This window comes from Pseudomonas sp. B2M1-30 (genome assembly GCF_025447575.1).
GTDB classification, from domain to species: Bacteria; Pseudomonadota; Gammaproteobacteria; order Pseudomonadales; family Pseudomonadaceae; genus Aquipseudomonas; species Aquipseudomonas botevensis.
This window is the reverse complement of the sequence record NZ_JAOEJT010000006.1, coordinates 92548-110680: the sequence shown is the minus strand read 5'-3', so window position 1 is coordinate 110680 and position 18133 is coordinate 92548. Positions and strand designations below refer to the sequence as shown.

The 18133-nt window shown below is 60.4% G+C and carries 19 protein-coding genes; 4 read left to right on the top strand and 15 right to left on the bottom strand.

Annotation, left to right across the window (positions count from 1 at the left end):
- Window positions 1-50 precede the first annotated feature (50 nt).
- The gene (locus N8H74_RS14185; RefSeq protein ID WP_217832370.1) at window positions 51-254 is read left to right on the top strand and encodes a hypothetical protein; all 204 of its coding nucleotides are present in this window, start codon (window positions 51-53) and stop codon (window positions 252-254) included.
- Window positions 255-261: 7 nt separating this feature from the next.
- Here the strand turns inward: N8H74_RS14185 and N8H74_RS14180 are convergent, their stop codons facing one another.
- Complete coding sequence (locus N8H74_RS14180; RefSeq protein WP_217832369.1) at window positions 262-447, bottom strand: hypothetical protein; 186 nt, start codon at window positions 445-447, stop codon at window positions 262-264.
- A gap of 404 nt (window positions 448-851) precedes the next feature.
- Here N8H74_RS14180 and N8H74_RS14175 point away from each other — a divergent pair, with 404 nt between their 5' ends.
- Window positions 852-2480 (top strand): glucan biosynthesis protein D, encoded by a 1629-nt coding sequence (locus tag N8H74_RS14175; RefSeq protein WP_262148279.1) that lies wholly within the window; start codon window positions 852-854, stop codon window positions 2478-2480.
- A 91-nt stretch (window positions 2481-2571) separates the two neighbouring features.
- Here the strand turns inward: N8H74_RS14175 and N8H74_RS14170 are convergent, their stop codons facing one another.
- From N8H74_RS14170 to N8H74_RS14160, 3 genes are all read right to left on the bottom strand, one after another.
- Window positions 2572-3678 carry an NADH:flavin oxidoreductase/NADH oxidase gene (locus N8H74_RS14170; protein WP_217832367.1) on the bottom strand — a complete coding sequence of 369 codons (1107 nt, stop codon included), beginning with the start codon at window positions 3676-3678 and terminating at the stop codon, window positions 2572-2574.
- Window positions 3679-3946: 268 nt separating this feature from the next.
- Complete coding sequence (gene recJ, locus N8H74_RS14165) at window positions 3947-5656, bottom strand: single-stranded-DNA-specific exonuclease RecJ (RefSeq protein ID WP_217832366.1); 1710 nt, start codon at window positions 5654-5656, stop codon at window positions 3947-3949.
- Between the two features lie 55 nt (window positions 5657-5711).
- Window positions 5712-6254, bottom strand: a complete 543-nt coding sequence (locus N8H74_RS14160) for a YaeQ family protein (protein WP_217832365.1) — start codon at window positions 6252-6254, stop codon at window positions 5712-5714.
- Between the two features lie 146 nt (window positions 6255-6400).
- Between N8H74_RS14160 and N8H74_RS14155 the strand changes: the two genes are divergently transcribed.
- Complete coding sequence (locus N8H74_RS14155) at window positions 6401-7600, top strand: CaiB/BaiF CoA-transferase family protein (RefSeq protein WP_217832364.1); 1200 nt, start codon at window positions 6401-6403, stop codon at window positions 7598-7600.
- The gene (locus tag N8H74_RS14150; RefSeq protein WP_217832410.1) at window positions 7527-8507 is read left to right on the top strand and encodes a TIGR02285 family protein; all 981 of its coding nucleotides are present in this window, start codon (window positions 7527-7529) and stop codon (window positions 8505-8507) included. Before N8H74_RS14155 ends, N8H74_RS14150 begins: the two co-directional genes overlap by 74 nt.
- A 174-nt stretch (window positions 8508-8681) precedes the next feature.
- Here N8H74_RS14150 and N8H74_RS14145 read toward each other — a convergent pair whose 3' ends face one another.
- The 11 genes from N8H74_RS14145 to rpsP form a co-directional block, all read right to left on the bottom strand.
- Window positions 8682-8966, bottom strand: coding sequence for a DUF3509 domain-containing protein (locus N8H74_RS14145; RefSeq protein ID WP_217832363.1), 285 nt, complete (start codon window positions 8964-8966; stop codon window positions 8682-8684).
- Between the two features lie 162 nt (window positions 8967-9128).
- Entirely contained in the window at window positions 9129-9536 is a 408-nt protein-coding gene (locus tag N8H74_RS14140) for a response regulator (protein ID WP_217832362.1), read from the bottom strand.
- 116 nt (window positions 9537-9652) lie between these two features.
- A complete protein-coding gene (locus tag N8H74_RS14135; RefSeq protein WP_262148273.1) occupies window positions 9653-11023 on the bottom strand; it encodes a transporter substrate-binding domain-containing protein in 1371 nt (456 codons plus the stop codon).
- 119 nt (window positions 11024-11142) lie between these two features.
- On the bottom strand, window positions 11143-12552 hold the full coding sequence (gene thrC, locus N8H74_RS14130; protein ID WP_217832360.1) for a threonine synthase: 1410 nt from the start codon (window positions 12550-12552) through the stop codon (window positions 11143-11145).
- Between the two features lie 63 nt (window positions 12553-12615).
- Window positions 12616-13920: a homoserine dehydrogenase gene (locus N8H74_RS14125; RefSeq protein WP_217832359.1), complete on the bottom strand. Its 1305-nt coding sequence runs from the start codon at window positions 13918-13920 to the stop codon at window positions 12616-12618.
- Window positions 13921-14052: 132 nt separating this feature from the next.
- Complete coding sequence (dsbC, locus tag N8H74_RS14120) at window positions 14053-14784, bottom strand: bifunctional protein-disulfide isomerase/oxidoreductase DsbC (protein ID WP_217832358.1); 732 nt, start codon at window positions 14782-14784, stop codon at window positions 14053-14055.
- Window positions 14785-14933: 149 nt separating this feature from the next.
- Window positions 14934-15830: a site-specific tyrosine recombinase XerD gene (xerD, locus tag N8H74_RS14115; RefSeq protein WP_262148270.1), complete on the bottom strand. Its 897-nt coding sequence runs from the start codon at window positions 15828-15830 to the stop codon at window positions 14934-14936.
- Window positions 15831-16049: 219 nt separating this feature from the next.
- The gene (gene rplS / locus N8H74_RS14110) at window positions 16050-16400 is read right to left on the bottom strand and encodes a 50S ribosomal protein L19 (RefSeq protein ID WP_217832356.1); all 351 of its coding nucleotides are present in this window, start codon (window positions 16398-16400) and stop codon (window positions 16050-16052) included.
- Between the two features lie 45 nt (window positions 16401-16445).
- The gene (gene trmD, locus N8H74_RS14105) at window positions 16446-17198 is read right to left on the bottom strand and encodes a tRNA (guanosine(37)-N1)-methyltransferase TrmD (protein ID WP_217832355.1); all 753 of its coding nucleotides are present in this window, start codon (window positions 17196-17198) and stop codon (window positions 16446-16448) included.
- A gap of 3 nt (window positions 17199-17201) precedes the next feature.
- Complete coding sequence (gene rimM / locus N8H74_RS14100; protein ID WP_217832354.1) at window positions 17202-17738, bottom strand: ribosome maturation factor RimM; 537 nt, start codon at window positions 17736-17738, stop codon at window positions 17202-17204.
- Window positions 17739-17743: 5 nt separating this feature from the next.
- Window positions 17744-17995, bottom strand: coding sequence for a 30S ribosomal protein S16 (gene rpsP, locus N8H74_RS14095; protein ID WP_065259645.1), 252 nt, complete (start codon window positions 17993-17995; stop codon window positions 17744-17746).
- Window positions 17996-18133: the final 138 nt, after the last annotated feature.

Below are 18133 nucleotides of genomic sequence, written 5' to 3'. Positions count from 1 at the left end.
TTCAATGTTCACCCTCTACCTCGACCAATTTCTGACCGAGTCCCGAACAGATGCACAACGCCATCCCTGCACTACCGCCCATTCTCGAAATCATCCCGAGCGACGAGGGTTTTGCTGAAGACTACCTGCAAAAATTCCTCAAACAATGCGCGGTTGCCGAGCATCTGCACGCAATCAATGTCGGCCTCGCCGATGCTGATGCGGGTAAGTTGATTGATCTGGTTACCGTGAAAGCCAAATGGCTTTCACGGTAACCCTCTCTCAAAACCGCGAAACACTCCGCATCGCATCCACCAGATACCGCATCGCGATCCGGTCGCTTTCCGACAACTCCCGATACCGCTCCACCAGTTTCAGTTCATCAGGACTGAGCCGGCGCCTTCGCCGCACGTTTGAAAGGCAAGGAAAGATGCCCAGCATTTCGGTGATGCCTTGTACTTTTGCCATGGACGATGTCCTTCTCTGATACGTCAAGAATGTCTGGAAAACCGCATCGCCCTGCTCCTTTTCAGCAGCGATTTGAGCCCTACCGGCTGGATAAGTCGAACCGGTGATGCCCATAGGATAGAAATTAAATCGACGCTGAAAAGTGGTTTTTAGAGTAATTAGTCGAGAAAAGCAGAAATGCCCTCTAAATCAGAAAACCCTGTCGGATGTTTAACCGTAACGTCTTGTTTCATTGAGACACTTCGGCTTTGCTATCTACGAATTTTGCAAAGCCGGCGAACGGATTAAGCTAGCGGGCATCTGTGTATAGTCCATAGCGTTTGGCCGAAGGCTTGTCCGAACCGTAATTTCTGATCCAGTACGTGCCAGGAACGGCGCGGGATTGCTCACGACAGGTTGTATTTATGCACCGCAGGAATTTGCTCAAAGCGTCGATGGCCATTGCGGCTTACACCGGCCTCTCGGCCTCCGGCCTGCTCGCCGCCCGTGCCTGGGCCGCCGAGGGCGGTGCCGCCGACGGTGAAGCCCAGGCGTTCGATTTCGAAGCGCTCAAGCGCCAGGCCAAGCAACTGGCCGGCACGGCTTATCAGGACACCAAACAGGTGTTGCCGCCGACCCTGGCGACCATGACCCCGCAGAACTTCAACGCGATCCGCTACGACGGCGAGCATTCACTCTGGAAGGAAAACAAGGGTCAGCTCGACGTGCAGTTTTTCCACGTCGGCATGGGTTTCCGCCAGCCGGTGCGCATGTACAGCGTCGATCCCAAGACCCGCACCGCGCGTGAAGTGCACTTCCGCCCGAAACTGTTCAACTACGAAAACACTTCGGTCGACACCCAGCAGCTCAAGGGCGACCTGGGGTTTGCCGGCTTCAAGCTGTTCAAGGCGCCGGAGCTGGATCGCCATGACGTGGTGTCGTTCCTCGGCGCGAGCTACTTCCGCGCGGTGGACGCCACTGGCCAATATGGCCTCTCGGCGCGCGGTCTGGCCGTCGATACCTACGCCAAGAAGCGCGAGGAATTCCCTGACTTCACCAAGTTCTGGTTCGAGACCCCGGATCAGAATGCCACCCGTTTCGTGGTCTACGCCCTGCTCGACTCGCCGAGCGCCACCGGTGCCTATCGTTTCGACATCGATTGCCAGGCCGAGCGCGTGGTGATGGAAATCGACGCCCACATCAATGCGCGCACCGCCATCGAACAACTGGGCATCGCGCCGATGACCAGCATGTTCAGTTGCGGCACGCACGAACGCCGCATGTGCGACACCATCCACCCGCAAATCCACGACTCCGACCGCCTGGCCATGTGGCGCGGCAACGGCGAGTGGATCTGCCGCCCGCTGAACAACCCGGCGACCCTGCAATTCAACGCCTTCGCCGACAAGGATCCGAAGGGGTTCGGCCTGGTGCAGACTGACCACGAATTCGCCAACTATCAGGACACCGTCGACTGGTACAGCCGGCGCCCGAGCCTGTGGGTAGAACCTACGACCGCCTGGGGCGAAGGCTCCGTCGATCTGCTGGAAATTCCGACAACCGGCGAGACGCTGGATAACATCGTCGCGTTCTGGACACCGAAAAAACCGGTGGCCGCCGGCGACTCGCTGAACTACGGCTACAAGCTCTACTGGAGCGCCTTGCCACCGGTCGGCACGCCGCTGGCGCGGGTACACGCGACCCGTTCCGGCATGGGCGGGTTCACCGAAGGCTGGGCACCGGGCGAGCATTACCCGCCGGTCTGGGCGCGGCGTTTTGCCGTGGACTTCACCGGCGGCGGTCTGGAGCGCTTGCCGCAGGGCACCGGGATCGAGCCGGTGGTGACTTGCTCCAACGGCAAGGTGCAGGACTTCAGCGTGCTGGTGCTGGACGAGATCAAGGGTTACCGGATTCTGTTCGACTGGTATCCAACCAACGACAGCACGGATCCGGTGGAGCTGCGGCTGTTCATCCGCACCAACGACCGCACGCTGAGCGAAACCTGGCTGTACCAGTATTTCCCGCCGGCGCCGGACAAGCGCAAATACCCGTAAGGGTCTGAGACGCCGAGACGGCGTCGCTGCCTCCATCAAGCAAAAAGCCCCAACCATCACTGGCTGGGGCTTTTTGCTGTCTGGCGTTCACTCAATCGCGCAAATCAGACTCATGAATCGGCTGATCGCGATGGGTCGCCCGTTGATACTGAGCCGGCCAGGTCGCCTTGCGCCCGCCCAGGTCGTCATCGGCGTGCAGCGGCCAGTACGGATCGCGCAGCAGTTCGCGGGCGAGGAAGATGATGTCGGCCTGGCAGGTACGCAGAATGTGTTCGGCCTGCGCCGGCTCGGTAATCATGCCCACGGTGCCAGTGGCGACACCTGACTCCTTGCGCACCCGTTCGGCGAAGCGTGTCTGGTAACCCGGTCCGACCGGAATTTCCGCGTTCGCCGCCGTGCCGCCGGACGAGACGTCGATCAGGTCGGTCCCCAAGGCTTTCAGGCGTCGCGCCAGCTCTACGGTTTCATCCGGGTTCCAGCCGTCCTCGACCCAATCGGTGGCCGACACCCGCACGAACACCGGCAATTCCTCCGGCCATACCGCGCGCACGGCTTCGGTGACTTGCAGCACCAGGCGGATGCGATTTTCAAAGGACCCGCCGTACTGATCACGGCGCTGATTACTCAAGGGCGAAAGAAACTGGTGCAACAGATAACCGTGCGCCGCATGGACTTCCACGACTTTGAAACCGGCGGTCAACGCGCGTTTGGCGGCATCGACAAAGGCCTGGATGACCTCGGCGATCTGCCCCTCATCCAGTTGTTTCGGTTGTGTGTGTTGCGGATCGAAGGCAATCGGCGATGGCCCGACCGGGGTCCAGCCGCCATCGTCCGGTTTGACGCTGCCATGCTTGCCGATCCACGGGCGATGGGTGCTGGCCTTGCGCCCGGCGTGGGCCAGTTGAATGCCGGCCACCGCGCCCTGGGCGGTGATGAAACGGGTGATGCGTTGCAGCGGTGCGATCTGTTCGTCGTTCCACAAGCCAAGGTCTTCGGCGGTGATCCGCCCGTCGGCGGTAACCGCCGTGGCTTCCGTGAACACCAGGCCGGCACCGCCCACCGCGCGGCTGCCGAGATGTACCAGATGCCAGTCGTTGGCCAGGCCGTCGACGCTGGAATACTGGCACATGGGCGAGACGGCGATGCGGTTGGACAGGGTCAGTTGGCGAAGGGTAAAGGGTTCAAGCAGCAGACTCATGGGGCACCTCTCGAATCAGTGGGCAGGCTCCAGGGTTCTGTTTGAATAGTCGACGAGTGACAGGAAAAAGGTGCAGCACCCGCCCCCGCGGGCAAAAAATTCGACAAGACGTCACAAGGCCAATCAAGCAGTGCTTAGAGCCTAGTCGACATCCGGGGATGACGGAGGGTTCCGAGTGATTCGGTGTCTGAAATGCCGCTTTGGCAGGCAAGCCCACTCCCACCCGGCCGGTACATGACCTGTGGGAGCGGGCCTGCTCACGAAGGACTCAACGCGGTTCGATGTGGGCAATCATCAGTTGCACGGTTTCATTGCCGCGAAACTCGTTGAGATCGAGTTTGTAGGCCAGTTCCACCCATTTGATCGTCGGATTCGGCCAGATGTCGCGGTCGATGCCGAAGGCAATACCGTCGAGCTTCACCGAACCACACTCGCTCTTCAGCACCACTTTCAGGTGCCGCTCGCCGACCACCCGCTGCTCCACCAACTGGAACACGCCGTGAAACAGCGGCTCCGGGAAATGCTGGCCCCAGGGACCGGCGTGACGCAGGGCGCGGGCCAGTTCGAGGTGAAACTCCTCGACTGCCAGGGTGCCGTCCGACAGCAGGCGTCCGGTGAGGTCTTCTTCGCGAAGTTGCCTACGCACTTCGGCGTCGAATGCCTCGGCGAACAACGGAAAATTCTCCTGCGGCAAGGTCAGACCGGCCGCCATCGCGTGGCCGCCGTACTTGCTGATCAACTCCGGGTGCTGCGCCGCCACCACGCTCAACGCATCGCGAATATGGAAGCCCTGCACCGAGCGTCCCGAGCCCTTGAGCAGGCCGTCGCCAGCATCGGCAAAGGCGATGGTCGGGCGGTGATAACGCTCTTTCATCCGCGAGGCGAGGATGCCGATGACGCCCTGGTGCCATTCCGGATCGAACAGGCACAGGCCGAATGGCATCGACTCGACCGGCAAGTCCTTGAGCTGAGCCAGCGCCTCACGCTGCATGCCCTGCTCGATGGATTTGCGGTCCTGGTTCATGCCGTCCAGTTGCGCGGCCATTTCCCGCGCCAGCGTGGCGTCATGGGTCAGCAGGCATTCGATGCCCAGGCTCATGTCATCCAGGCGTCCGGCGGCGTTCAGGCGCGGGCCGACGATGAACCCCAGGTCGGTGGAAGTGATGCGCGAGGCGTCACGCTTGGCGACTTCGAGGATGGCCTTGATCCCCGGCCGCGCGCGCCCGGCGCGAATCCGTTCCAGCCCCTGATGCACCAGAATCCGGTTGTTGGCGTCCAGCGGCACCACGTCGGCGACGCTGCCCAGCGCCACCAGATCCAGCAGTTCGCCGATGTTCGGTTGCGGTTTGCTCTCGTACCAGCCGAGGCTGCGCAGACGCGCGCGCAACGCCATCAACACATAGAAAATCACCCCGACCCCGGCCAACGCCTTGCTCGGAAATTCGCAACCCGGCTGGTTCGGATTGACCAGCGCATCCGCCTGCGGCAGTTCATCGCCGGGCAAGTGGTGGTCAGTGATCAGAACCTTGAGCCCGGCACGTCTGGCGGCGGCCACGCCGTCGACGCTGGAAATGCCGTTGTCGACCGTGATCAGCAACTGCGGCTCGCGGGTCAGCGCGACTTCGACGATTTCCGGGGTCAGACCGTAACCGTATTCAAAGCGGTTCGGCACCAGATAGTCGACATGCGCCGCGCCCAGCAGGCGCAAACCGAGCATGCCCACGGTACTCGCCGTGGCGCCGTCGGCGTCGAAATCGCCAACGATCAGGATGCGCTGGCGCTGCTCCAGCGCCGTCACCAGCAGATCCACCGCCGCATCGATGCCCTTGAGCTGCTGGAACGGGATCAGCCGCGCCAGGCTCTTGTCCAGCTCCACCTCGGACTGCACGCCCCGCGCCGCGTACAGGCGGGTCAGCAGCGGTGGCAGGTCACCGAGAAATGGCAGGGTGGCGGGCAACTGGCGAGGTTCGATACGCATGGTGTGACAGGAGCTTCTCTAAAATATGTGGGATTTTTCCGGGAGTGATGCAGCCTCAGCCGCGCTCGCCCTGCAACCATTCCAGCTGCACTTCGTGCTGACCACGATCGTCGGTGACGAAGATCGTCCCTTCGCTAATCATCACGTCCCACTTGATGACGCGGGGCATGTCCTTGGCCAGGGTCTCCAGCACTTCCTGAGGAACAGCGGCGATGTTGACGTTCTTCAAGGTCTTGATCGCCGGGATCACCTTGCCTTCCCAGACCCGCAGGCTGCCGTAGGCCAGCAGGCTGGTGCGCTCGGTGCGACGCGAGCACCAGGTCAGGCGATCGGCGTCCGGCTGGCCGACTTCGATCCAGTGCAGGACACGGTCGTCCAGGCTCTTTTCCCACAATGCAGGTTCATCCACGTCCGACAGACCACGGCCAAACGACAGCAGTTCGTTGTACCAGAGGGCGTAGGCCAGCAGTCGCACGGTCATGCGCTCTTCGGTTTCCGAAGGGTGACGGGCGATGGTCTGCTTCACGGTCTCGTAGACGCCACGGTCGAGGTCGGTGAGGTTCAGTTCGTATTTGTAGGTGGTGGACGGCTGGGCCATGAACGGGCTTCTTGAGACGGGGAAAGTCGGCAAGTCTAACCGATGCCGTAGGCAATCAACGAATTGATGGCGATCAACCTTGCGCGACTGACAGCCGGCTATGTTAAAACGCTCTATCCGATCAGCCTTGTCCTACAGGATTTCCCATGCCGTTCGCCAACAAACCGCTCAGTGGTCTGAAAGTCATTGAACTGGGTACATTGATTGCCGGGCCGTTTGCCTCGCGCATCTGCGGCGAGTTCGGCGCCGAAGTGATCAAGATCGAGTCGCCGGACGGCGGCGATCCACTGCGCAAGTGGCGCAAATTGTATGAGGGCACCTCGCTGTGGTGGTTCGTCCAGGCACGCAACAAAAAATCCCTGACCCTGAACCTGAAACACCCCGACGGTTTGGCGATCCTGAAAAAGCTGTTGGGCGAAGCCGACATCCTGATCGAGAACTTCCGCCCCGGTGTACTGGAAAAGCTCGGCCTGAGCTGGGAAACCCTGCACGCACTGAATCCGAAACTGGTCATGGTGCGCCTCTCCGGCTTCGGCCAGACCGGGCCGATGAAGGATCAACCCGGTTTCGGCGCGGTCGGCGAATCCATGGGCGGGCTACGCTACATCACCGGGTTCGACGACCGCCCGCCGGTGCGCACCGGGATTTCCATCGGCGACTCGATCGCCGCGCTGTGGGGCGTGATCGGTGCCTTGATGGCTCTGCGTCATCGTGAGGTCAATGGCGGTCTCGGCCAGGTCGTCGATGTGGCGCTGTACGAAGCCATCTTCGCCATGATGGAAAGCATGGTCCCGGAGTTCGACGTGTTCGGTTTCATCCGCGAGCGCACCGGTAACATCATGCCCGGCATCACGCCCTCGTCGATCCACACCAGCGCCGACGGAAAGCATGTGCAGATCGGCGCCAACGGCGATGCGATCTTCAAGCGCTTCATGCTGATTATCGGCCGCGAAGACCTGGCCAACGACCCGGCCCTGGCGAGCAACGACGGGCGCGATGCCCGCCGCGACGAGCTGTACGGGGTGATCGACCGCTGGGTCAATTCGCTGCCGCTGCAGAGCGTGCTCGATCTGTTGAACCAGGCCGATGTGCCGGCCAGCCGGATCTTCAGCGCCGAAGACATGTTCAACGATCCACAATACCTGGCGCGGGAAATGTTCCTCCACGCCAGGCTACCGGACGGCAAACCCTTCAAGATGCCGGGCATTGTGCCGAAACTCTCTGAGACACCCGGCTCGTCCGAATGGGTCGGCCCCACGCTCGGTGAACACAATGCGCAGGTACTCCACGATCTTGGCTACGACGAGAAGCAGATCGCCCGGCTGCGCGAAGACGGAGCCATTTAAGCTGAAGCACCGGCAGCCCTCCGCCAGCAACCGCGCCCACCACTGGTGGACGTGGCGGTCGTTCGGCCTGCTTTTTCTGTTGATCCTGCCGGCCTGGGCCGAGGCTAAACCGACGCTGATCTGGCTGTTGCGCGACCTCCCGCCACTGACGATTTTCGAAGGCCCGAAAAAAGGCCAGGGGGTCGTCGATCAATTGCTGCCGATGCTGATTGCCGGCATGCCGCAGTACGAACATACCCTGATGCGGGTCAACCGCGCTCGCGGCATGCAGATGCTGCACGAAAACCCCTTCGCCTGTGACCCCTCGCTGCTGTGGAACAAGGAACGGGCGCAATGGATGGTCTTTTCCATTCCGGCGTTTCGCGCTGTCAGCAATGGTCTGGTGGTTCGTCAGAAAGATCGCGCAGTGCTGGAGCCGTTTCTCGTTGATGGCGAAGTCGACCTGAAGGCCTTTCTGGCAAACGGCGAGAGAAAAGTCGGCGTGGTGGCTGAACGCAGTTATGGCGGTTATCTGGATGAACTGCTGAAACAGGCACCCAGCGGTTCACTGACCCCACACTACGGAAATGACGCATTGCGCAATCTGCTGTCGATGCAACATCTGGGGCGCCTGCAGGTGGTCCTGGGCTACTGGCCGGAGATTCGCTATCAGGCGCTGCAGGCCGATATTGACGAAAACGGGCTGGTGTTCTTTCCGGTTCAGGGCACGGGCAAATACCTGTCGACCCACATCGCATGCACCGACACCACCCAGGGACGGCAGGCGATCCATGAAATCAACCACCTGCTGCGCACGCTGCCCCACGAGCCGGTGGATCAAAGCTATGCCGAATGGCTGGACCCGGACATGCGCACGGATTACCTGGAGCAGTCGCGGATATTCTTCGAACAACAGGCCGCGCAGTGAAATCCGGGCAAAAAGAAACCCCGAGAAGTGGGGAGACGACTCGGGGTTAAACGTGGCCTGTATCAAAGACCCGTAGCAGCAAGCGACAAGCACCGGAGCACAATGCTTGATCCTGCTGTTATGGGGTCTGACTGACCGGGATGCAGGAAGGTTCCCACAAAATACAAATCCGTTTCAGACAACCAGTGGTTGCTTGTCCCCGGCGGCGTTGCGCAGCGCTGCGATCACACAAGGCTCAAGCCGGCCTTCGGCAATCAGCACGTCTCGGTGCAGACCATCGACCACATCGGTCAGCTGGCGTTTGTCGCTCAACTGCGCTTGATTGAATTCGCGTTCCACCGCAATGGCACCGCTGCCGTTCCTCAAGGTGACCAGGCATTCGCCATGGGCACCGCAAGGGGTCAACGTCACCTGATACGGGCTTAGAGCCTCACCGAGCAATAGACTGATACTTTCCATCTCGATCTCCACTCATTAGTCCGAAAACAAAGTGCCTGGGGCGTGCTCACAGTAAATGACCACCGGCCCGAGAAGAAAGTTCTGATCGTCGGGCTGCACCCTGGAAAGACACCGTCCTGTCAGAGCATGCCGAGTGAAGATGACAGAAAAACAACCACGCCCTCAGACGCCGACGACCTGCACTCGTTGCTGCAGGTAAGTGTCCAGCAGCGCCCTCATCAGGACCGCCGACACCGGCGTATGCAACCAACCCAGCAAGTGCAGTTGATGATCCTGCAACAGCCTGCGCAGGTCACTGAGCAGGCTCGGCGCCACGTTGCCCAGCAGGATCACCGACTGCGTCGCCCGCTCCAGCGCCACATGGCGAATCAACGCCATGCCTTCCCCGCCCTTCAATTGCGGATCGCAAATCACGATGTCGACCGCCCCGCGCCGCTCCAGCGAGGTTAGCGCCGAGGTCAGGGTCGGCGCCGTCAGCACGTCATAAATGCCGATTGCATTGAGCATCTGATGCAGGGCCATCAACTGGAAGGGATTGGGTTCGAGAATCAGGACTTTAAGCGAGCGCATGGCGACCTCTGCAACGGCAAACGCGGCGTCTCACCGCAATTGGCGATCACTGTAGGGCAGCCAATCCGGGCCTCCCATCGGAAAAGGAGGTGCTTTGCATAGGAATTTTCTGATTTTCAAAGCAGACACTGACAACCGCTTTCCGCCCTGCGCTGGGTGATATCCGTCCAGCCTCCCACCAGCCCGCGTAACTCGCCGTCGGCACTGAAAAACGGCACCGTCCACTGATAGACCTCATGCACGCCGCTCTTGAACAGCAACTGGCGCGTGCTGAAACGCGTCTTGCGCGTGCGCAGCTGGATCATGAATTCACCGTGCAGCATTCGCGCGGTCGACTCCGGCAACGCGTCGACCTCGATCAACAGGCGTCCCTGCACCTGATCGAAACGAACCGACAACGCCTCCTCGTAACTTCTGTTGCACAGGATCAGACGCCCCTGCAAATCCCGCACGAACACCGGGTCCGGCATGGCGTCGATCAACGCGCGCTGAAATGCCAACTGGTCACTCAGGTTGCGCTCCACGTCACAGCGCTGCTTGACCTCGGCGGTCAGCCGACGGTTCCACAGCAACGACAACACCCCGAACACGCTGACCACCAGCATGCCCCAACAGCCCCATTGCGTAAGGCGTTGCCAGAGCGTCGGCACAGCAGCAGGCACGACGCCGCTCAGCCATTTCATGCGGATCGCGCGCAGTTCGCTGGCGTGGAACGCCTCCAGCGCCTTGTTAAGGATACTCAGCAGCTCGGGCTGGCCCTTACGCACGGCCAGGTGATCGGCCTCCCACTTGCCCTCGACCAGGGCACCGACCTTGAGCAGACCCGATGGATAGAGTTGGGCGCCCGTCTCGTTCTCAATGGTGGCGTAAGCCTCACCGCTTTCGACCAGCGCCCGGGCTTCGGCATAGGTCTTTACCGAACGGACTTCGATGGCGGGGTAATCGCGACGTATGGAATCTTCCAGTGCATGCCTGGCCGGAAGCACCAGTACCCGCTTGGCCAGTTGCTCCAGGGCGTTCACCTCGGGTGCCCCCCGGCGCCCGACGAACACCCAGCCAGCCCCGCCAAAGGCATGACTGAAATCCAGGAACGCCTTGCGCTGATCGTTCATCGCCAGGGTCGTGCTGATGTCCGCCGCTCCGCTCTCCAGGCGTTCGAGCATCTGATCGGTGGAAAACGATTCCTGATAGACGAATCGCAGGCCGGTCATGGCGCTGATGCGCCGCAGGACATCGTTGTTCAGACCGCTCCAGTGACCGTGTTCATCCAGGAACAGATACAGCGGGTATTGCACCGCCGCGACAGTCACCTCGGGGTGATCCCGAATCCACTGGTACTCCGCCTCATCCAGTTCGATCGGAGCGACGTTGAGTGGCTCCTGATCATGCAGCGCCAGTTGCGCGGCCTCGCTCCCGGGTGTTGCCCCCAACACCAGCACCAGACACAACCGGCCAAGCGTCGATTTCATTGCTCTTTCAAACAGCATTGCCACTTCCTTCGTGATGGAGTCACCCGTCCTTCAAGGGTGAAAACCCGAGCAGTGTGGCAGCAGAAACAAAAAAGCCCGTCAGGAGACGGGCTTCAAAATGTGACAGCTTTTCGGGCTTAAAGCGGCTTGCCGCGATTGCCATGCTGGCTGACAAAGGCCTGCACGGCTTTCAGCTCATTTGCCAGAACGGTGCAGCGCTCTTCTCTCTCAAACAAATCAGAAAGATGTGCAGGGAGTTCGAGAGCTTTTCCTACACCGGCCTTTTCCACCGCGTCAGGGAATTTGACCGGGTGGGCCGTTCCCAGAATCACCATCGGGATGTCCAGGCTGCGACGGCATTCACGCGCGGCCTTCACGCCGATGGCGGTGTGCGGATCCAGCACTTCACCGGTCTGGGCAAAGACTTCGGCGATGGTTTCGCAGGTTTGCGCATCGTCCACGGCCAGGGAGTCGAACAGCTTGCGTGCTTCGGTCCAGCGTTCCTGTTCGACGCTGAAGCCGCCGCCCTGCTTGAACGAGTCCATCAGCCCGGCAATCGCCGCGCCGTTGCGACCGTGCAGGTCGAACAGCAGGCGTTCGAAGTTCGACGACACCATGATGTCCATCGACGGCGACAGGGTGGCGTGCAGGGTTTCCTTGACGTACTGGTTGCCGCTCATGAAGCGGTGCAGGATGTCATTGCGGTTGGTGGCGACGATCAACTGGTTGATCGGCAGACCCATGTTGCGTGCCAGGTAGCCGGCGAAGATGTCGCCGAAGTTGCCGGTCGGCACCGAGAACGACACCGAACGCGCCGGGCCGCCCAATTGCAGCGCTGCGTGGAAGTAGTAAACGATCTGGGCCATGATCCGCGCCCAGTTGATCGAGTTCACCGCGACCAGACGCGTGCCCTTGAGGAAGCTCTGGTCGGCGAAACTCGCCTTGACCATTTCCTGGCAGTCGTCGAAGTTGCCTTCGATGGCGATGTTGTGGATGTTTTCACCGAGGATGGTGGTCATCTGCCGGCGCTGCACTTCGGACACACGGTTGTGCGGGTGCAGGATGAAGATGTCGACGTTTTCGCAGTGCTTGCAACCTTCGATGGCCGCCGAGCCGGTATCACCGGAGGTGGCACCGACGATCACCACGCGCTCGCCGCGCTTTTCCAGCACGTAGTCGAGCAGGCGACCGAGCAGTTGCAGGGCGAAGTCCTTGAACGCCAGGGTCGGGCCGTGGAACAGCTCCATCACCCATTCGTTGCCGTTCAGTTGGCGCAACGGCGCGACGGCGTTGTGCGAGAACACACCGTAGGTTTCTTCAAGGATCTTTTTGAAATCGGCATCCGGGATGCTGCCGGTCACGAACGGACGCATCACCCGGAAGGCCAGTTCGTGGTACGGCAGGCCCGCCCAGGAAGCGATTTCTTCCTGGGTGAAGCGTGGCAGGTTTTCCGGGACGTACAGACCACCGTCGGTGGCAAGGCCAGCCAGCAGGACGTCTTCGAAATTCAGGGCCGGTGCCTGGCCGCGGGTACTGATGTAACGCATGACTGACTCCAATGGACAGTGTTCGCAGCACCGGGCCACGCGGACCCGGTGCTCGATAACGGCTTAGTTCAGGGACTCGACACGGATCCGCACAACCGGACCGACCACACCCGCCAGCGCTTCGAGGGCGGCGATGGCGTCGTTGATGTGCTGCTCCAGCACACGATGGGTCAGCAGGATCATCGGCACCAGGCCATCGTGCTCCTCGACTTCCTTCTGCATGATCGACTCGATGTTGATGCCACGCTCCGACAGGATGCTCGCCACCTGGGCCAGAACGCCCGGATGGTCCTTGGCCTGGATGCGCAGGTAGTAAGCGCTTTCGCAGGCTTCGATCGGCAGGATCGGATGGGCCGACAGCGAATCCGGCTGGAAGGCCAGGTGCGGAACGCGGTTTTCCGGGTCGGAGGTCATGGCGCGAACCACGTCCACCAGGTCGGCGATCACCGACGAAGCGGTCGGCTCCATGCCGGCGCCAGCGCCGTAGAACAGGGTCGAACCGGCAGCGTCGCCGTTGACCATCACCGCGTTCATCACGCCGTTGACGTTGGCGATCAGACGATCGGCCGGGATCAGCGTCGGGTGGACGCGCAACTCGATGCCGGCAGCCGTGCTGCGGGCCACGCCGAGGTGCTTGATGCGGTAGCCCAGGGCTTCGGCGTAGTTCACGTCGGCGGTGGTCAGCTTGGTGATGCCTTCGGTGTAAGCCTTGTCGAATTGCAGCGGAATGCCGAACGCGATCGAGGCCAGGATCGTCAGCTTATGCGCGGCGTCGATGCCTTCAACGTCGAAGGTCGGATCGGCTTCGGCATAACCCAGCGCCTGGGCTTCGGCCAGCACGTCTTCGAAGGTGCGACCCTTCTCGCGCATTTCGGTGAGGATGAAGTTGCCGGTGCCGTTGATGATCCCGGCCACCCAGTTGATACGGTTGGCGGACAGGCCTTCGCGGATCGCCTTGATCACCGGAATGCCACCGGCCACGGCCGCTTCGAACGCCACGATGACGCCTTTCTCACGTGCCTTGGCGAAAATTTCATTACCGTGAACGGCAATCAGAGCCTTGTTCGCGGTGACCACATGCTTGCCATTCTCGATGGCCTTGAGTACCAGCTCGCGGGCAACGGTATAGCCGCCCATCAGCTCTATGACGATGTCGATCTCAGGGTTCGTGGCCACTTCGAAGACATCGTTGGTAATCGCAATACCGGTCGTCTGGAACTGAGGCTTTGGCGTGCGCATGGCAATTTGTGCCACTTCGATTCCACGCCCGGCACGACGAGCAATTTCCTCGGCGTTGCGCTGAAGTACGTTGAAGGTTCCGCCACCGACGGTCCCTAACCCACAGATGCCTACTTTGACCGGTTTCACTGTGAACTCCCCATAAAACGGCCGACACGAGGCCGGCCGTGAAAACAACCGCAGGTTCGCGGCTCTCATTGATGGCCCGGCAATGCTGCCACCGGACCACGCTCGTCAACGGCTGCCCGTGACGATGCGAATTTACTTCGCGCCCAGCGCCAGTTTGGCGACTTGTGGCGCAGGCTGGTAGCCCGGGATGACTTGTCCGTCAGCCAAAACGATGGCCGGCGTGCCGTTCACACCGATCGACTGACCGAGGGCGAACTGCTTGGAAACCGGGTTATCGCACTTGGCGGCCTTGATTTCCTTGCCGTCGACCATTTTGTCCATGGCCGACTTCTTGTCTTTGGAGCACCACACCGCTTGCAGTTGCTCGTCACCCGGCGAACCCAGGCCCTGGCGCGGGAACGCGACATAACGCACTTCGATGCCGCGCTTGTTCAGCTCCGGCACTTCGGCATGCAGCTTGTGGCAGTACGGGCACGTGGTGTCGGTGAACACGGTGATGTGGGACTTGGTTTCGCCCACGGCCGGATAGACCACGGTTTCGGCCACCGGGATCGCATTGATCAGTTTGGAAATGCCCAGGCGCTCGGTCTTCTCGGTCAGGTTGACCGGTTTACCGTCCTTGAGCTGGAACATGTAGCCCTGAACGATGTACTGGCCGTCGGCGCTGGCGTAGAGCACGCGGCTGCCCTTGAGCTTGACTTCGTACAGGCCCGGCAGCGGGCTGGCGGTGATGGTGTCCACCGGCACGTCGAGCTGGAGGTTTTCCAGGCTCTGGCGGATGGCTTTGTCGGCCGCATCATCGGCGACGGCAAAGGTGCTGACCAACGCAATGGCTGCGGCGGCGAAAATCTGGGTCAGACGCATGAGAACTCCTGAAGGCGGACAAATGGAACGATCAGAACGCCCGTGCCGGAACACCGGGTCATAACCGCCCATCGTGCAAACCGGCAAAGCCTAACACATAAGGCCTGCATGGCCGAATGCGCCTGTCGCAAGACTTCCGGCTTCCTGGTTCAGCCACGCGGGTGATGTTTGGCATGCAGGTCCTGCAACCGTGCCCGGGCGACATGGGTGTAAATCTGCGTGGTCGACAGATCGCTGTGCCCCAGCAGCATCTGCACCACCCGCAAGTCCGCACCGTGGTTGAGCAAGTGAGTGGCGAAGGCGTGGCGCAACGTGTGCGGCGACAGGGACTTGCCGATCCCGGCGACCTTGGCCTGATGCTTGATGCGGTGCCAGAAGGTCTGCCGGGTCATCTGCTCGCCGCGCAGGCTGGGGAACAGCACATCGCTGGGGCGCCCGCCGAGCAGTTCGCTGCGACCATCGCGCAGGTATCGCTCGACCCAGACAATCGCCTCCTCGCCCATCGGCACCAGGCGCTCCTTGCTGCCCTTGCCCATGACGCGCAGCACACCCTGGCGCAGGTTGACCTGCTCCAGCGTCAGGCTCACCAGCTCAGTCACCCGCAAGCCACAGGCGTACAGCACTTCGAGCATGGCGCGATCGCGCTGGCCGATGGCTTCGCTCAGATCCGGTGCCGCGAGCAGCGCTTCGACATCGGCCTCCGACAGGGATTTGGGCAGTGGTCGGCCCATTTGCGGCATGTCCACGCGCAAAGTCGGGTCGACCGAGATCAATTTTTCTCGCAGCAGATAGCGATAAAAGCCACGAACACCGGAGAGAAATCGCGCGGTGGAGCGGGGTTTGTAATTCTGCTCCAGACGCCAGGCCAGGTGATCGAGGATCAGCTCGCGACCGGCGTTGATCAGTTCCAGGTGTTTTTCCTGCAACCAGCCGTTGAACAGTGCCAGATCACTGCGATAGGCATCGCGGGTGTTATCGGACAGGCCTTTTTCCAGCCACAGGGCGTCGAGAAACTGGTCAATCAGCGGATGGTCGATGGCAGGCATGGGCACGCAAATAACGAGTGAACGGAAAATGGCGGTCAGTCTTTCACAGCGCGTCAATTCAAGGAACCGTTCTGTGTTGTCCGGGCCATCGATTCCCAACCCCACAGCCATCGAACGCAGTGACCCGATTCCGCATCATCCCGCGAAACCGGGATGAATAAATCGCAGGCAACAAAAAAGCAGCCCGTAGGCTGCTTTTTTCTGCATCGGAGACTGGGATTAAACCAGTTTTTCCTTGATGCGAGCTGCTTTACCCGACAGGTCGCGCAGGTAGTACAGCTTGGCTTTACGTACGTCACCGCGACGCTTGACAGCCATGCTGTCGATTTGCGGGGAGTAGGTCTGGAAAGTACGTTCTACGCCAACACCGTTGGAGATTTTACGAACGGTGAACGCACTGTTCACGCCGCGGTTACGCTTGGCGATTACAACGCCTTCGAACGCTTGCAGACGGGAACGATCGCCTTCCTTCACTTTCACCTGAACGACAATGGTGTCGCCCGGGGCAAAGGCAGGGATTTCTTTGCTCATCTGCTCTGCTTCGAGTGCAAGGATGATTTTGTTGGTCATGCTGTGCTCCTAAGGTAAATCGTCGGATCTACCATCGATACGTTGTTAACTATCGTCCCGCTCGCGGATGTATTCCTCGAGCAGCTTCTTCTCTTCTCCAGAAAGCGAGCGGCTTTCCAGAAGATCGGCGCGTCGTTCATAGGTCCGACCAAGGGACTGCTGTAAACGCCAACGCCGGATGTGCGCGTGGTTGCCACTCAGCAACACGTCGGGTACACGCTGATCCGCATACACCTCAGGTCGGGTGTAGTGCGGGCAATCCAGCAGACCATCCGTAAAGGAATCTTCCTCGGCGGAGTCCGCATGCCCTAAAGCTCCAGGCAGCAGTCGTGTAACCGCATCGATCAGGACCATGGCCGGCAGCTCGCCGCCAGACAATACATAGTCGCCAATCGACCACTCTTCATCGACATGAGCCTCAATAAAACGCTCGTCAATGCCTTCATAGCGGCCGGCAATCAGGATCAATGCATCCGATGTTGCCAACTCGCGTACCGCCGACTGATTCAGTTGACGGCCTTGGGGGGACAGGTAAATCACCTTCGCCGCCTCCCCGGCTGCTGCCTTGGCCTGAACCAGAGCATCTTCCAGGGGCTTGATCTTCATCACCATGCCCGGACCACCGCCAAACGGGCGATCGTCCACAGTGTGATGTCGATCCGTCGTGTAATCTCGCGGATTCCAACAGGTCAGCTGCAAGAGCTCCTGTTTGACCGCACGACTGGTAATGCCGTACTCACTGATGGCCGAGAACATCTCGGGGAACAACGTGATGACTTCTATGCGCAGGCTGGCCATTGCTTAGAAATCCGCGTCCCATTCCACCCTCATTTCGCCTGCCTCCAGGTCGATTGCCAGCACGCATTGCTCCGTGTAGGGCAACAACCGCTCGCGATCATCCAGGCTGCCTGCGCAGGGCTTGACCACCAATACATCGTTCGCGCCGGTCTCCAACAGGTGATCAACCTTGCCGAACAATTGCTCGTCCTGGTTGATGACTTTCAGACCAACCAACTCGTACCAGTAGTACTCGTCGTCGGTCAGGTCGGGCAAAAGGCTTCGCGAGATGCAAATCTCGTAACCGCTCAGAAGACGGGCTTCATCACGATCGTCGAGGCCTTTGAGCTTGGCGACCAGATCCTTTTGAGTGGAACGGCCACTGACCAGCTCGACCTGTTTGACCACGCCTTCGCGCCGAAGCGTCCAGTTGCGGTAATCCAACAGGTTTTCTATCGGATCGGTAAAGGAAAAGACCTTCACCTCGCCGCGAACGCCGTGAACCGAAAAAATCTTGCCGACAACGATCAGGTCATCAGCTTTTTCTGGCGTCGCGCTCATATTGCTCAGGCTGCAGCCTTGGCTTTTTCCTTCAGCAACTGAGCAACACGCTCAGATGGCTGCGCGCCAACGCTCAACCAGTAGTTCAGACGCTCGTCGTTTACGGACAGACGAACTTCCTGACCACGGGCAACCGGGTTGAAGAAGCCGATTTGTTCCTTGTGGGAACCGTCACGCGGGTTGCGGGAGTCGGTTACGGTCAGGTGGTAAAACGGGCGCTTTTTGGAGCCGCCAAGGGCAAGACGGATTGTTAGCATGTGAACATCGTTCCTGTAGTCGGTGCTGCAAATCTAAATGCACAGCGGGCATGGGTGCCCGAAAGGCCGCATATTCTAAGGAATATCCGGACTTTTGCAAATGACTTTTTCCGGCGCCTGTGGCATGCCGTGCAGATT

Coding starts and splice junctions, on each gene's coding strand:
- N8H74_RS14185 (WP_217832370.1), top strand. CDS start 51: ATGCACAACGCCATCCCTGCACTACCGCCCATTCTCGAAATCATCCCG.
- N8H74_RS14180 (WP_217832369.1), bottom strand. CDS start 447: ATGGCAAAAGTACAAGGCATCACCGAAATGCTGGGCATCTTTCCTTGC.
- N8H74_RS14175 (WP_262148279.1), top strand. CDS start 852: ATGCACCGCAGGAATTTGCTCAAAGCGTCGATGGCCATTGCGGCTTAC.
- N8H74_RS14170 (WP_217832367.1), bottom strand. CDS start 3,678: ATGAGTCTGCTGCTTGAACCCTTTACCCTTCGCCAACTGACCCTGTCC.
- recJ (WP_217832366.1), bottom strand. CDS start 5,656: ATGCGTATCGAACCTCGCCAGTTGCCCGCCACCCTGCCATTTCTCGGT.
- N8H74_RS14160 (WP_217832365.1), bottom strand. CDS start 6,254: ATGGCCCAGCCGTCCACCACCTACAAATACGAACTGAACCTCACCGAC.
- N8H74_RS14155 (WP_217832364.1), top strand. CDS start 6,401: ATGCCGTTCGCCAACAAACCGCTCAGTGGTCTGAAAGTCATTGAACTG.
- N8H74_RS14150 (WP_217832410.1), top strand. CDS start 7,527: ATGCGCAGGTACTCCACGATCTTGGCTACGACGAGAAGCAGATCGCCC.
- N8H74_RS14145 (WP_217832363.1), bottom strand. CDS start 8,966: ATGGAAAGTATCAGTCTATTGCTCGGTGAGGCTCTAAGCCCGTATCAG.
- N8H74_RS14140 (WP_217832362.1), bottom strand. CDS start 9,536: ATGCGCTCGCTTAAAGTCCTGATTCTCGAACCCAATCCCTTCCAGTTG.
- N8H74_RS14135 (WP_262148273.1), bottom strand. CDS start 11,023: ATGCTGTTTGAAAGAGCAATGAAATCGACGCTTGGCCGGTTGTGTCTG.
- thrC (WP_217832360.1), bottom strand. CDS start 12,552: ATGCGTTACATCAGTACCCGCGGCCAGGCACCGGCCCTGAATTTCGAA.
- dsbC (WP_217832358.1), bottom strand. CDS start 14,784: ATGCGTCTGACCCAGATTTTCGCCGCCGCAGCCATTGCGTTGGTCAGC.
- xerD (WP_262148270.1), bottom strand. CDS start 15,830: ATGCCTGCCATCGACCATCCGCTGATTGACCAGTTTCTCGACGCCCTG.
- rplS (WP_217832356.1), bottom strand. CDS start 16,400: ATGACCAACAAAATCATCCTTGCACTCGAAGCAGAGCAGATGAGCAAA.
- trmD (WP_217832355.1), bottom strand. CDS start 17,198: ATGGCCAGCCTGCGCATAGAAGTCATCACGTTGTTCCCCGAGATGTTC.
- rimM (WP_217832354.1), bottom strand. CDS start 17,738: ATGAGCGCGACGCCAGAAAAAGCTGATGACCTGATCGTTGTCGGCAAG.
- rpsP (WP_065259645.1), bottom strand. CDS start 17,995: ATGCTAACAATCCGTCTTGCCCTTGGCGGCTCCAAAAAGCGCCCGTTT.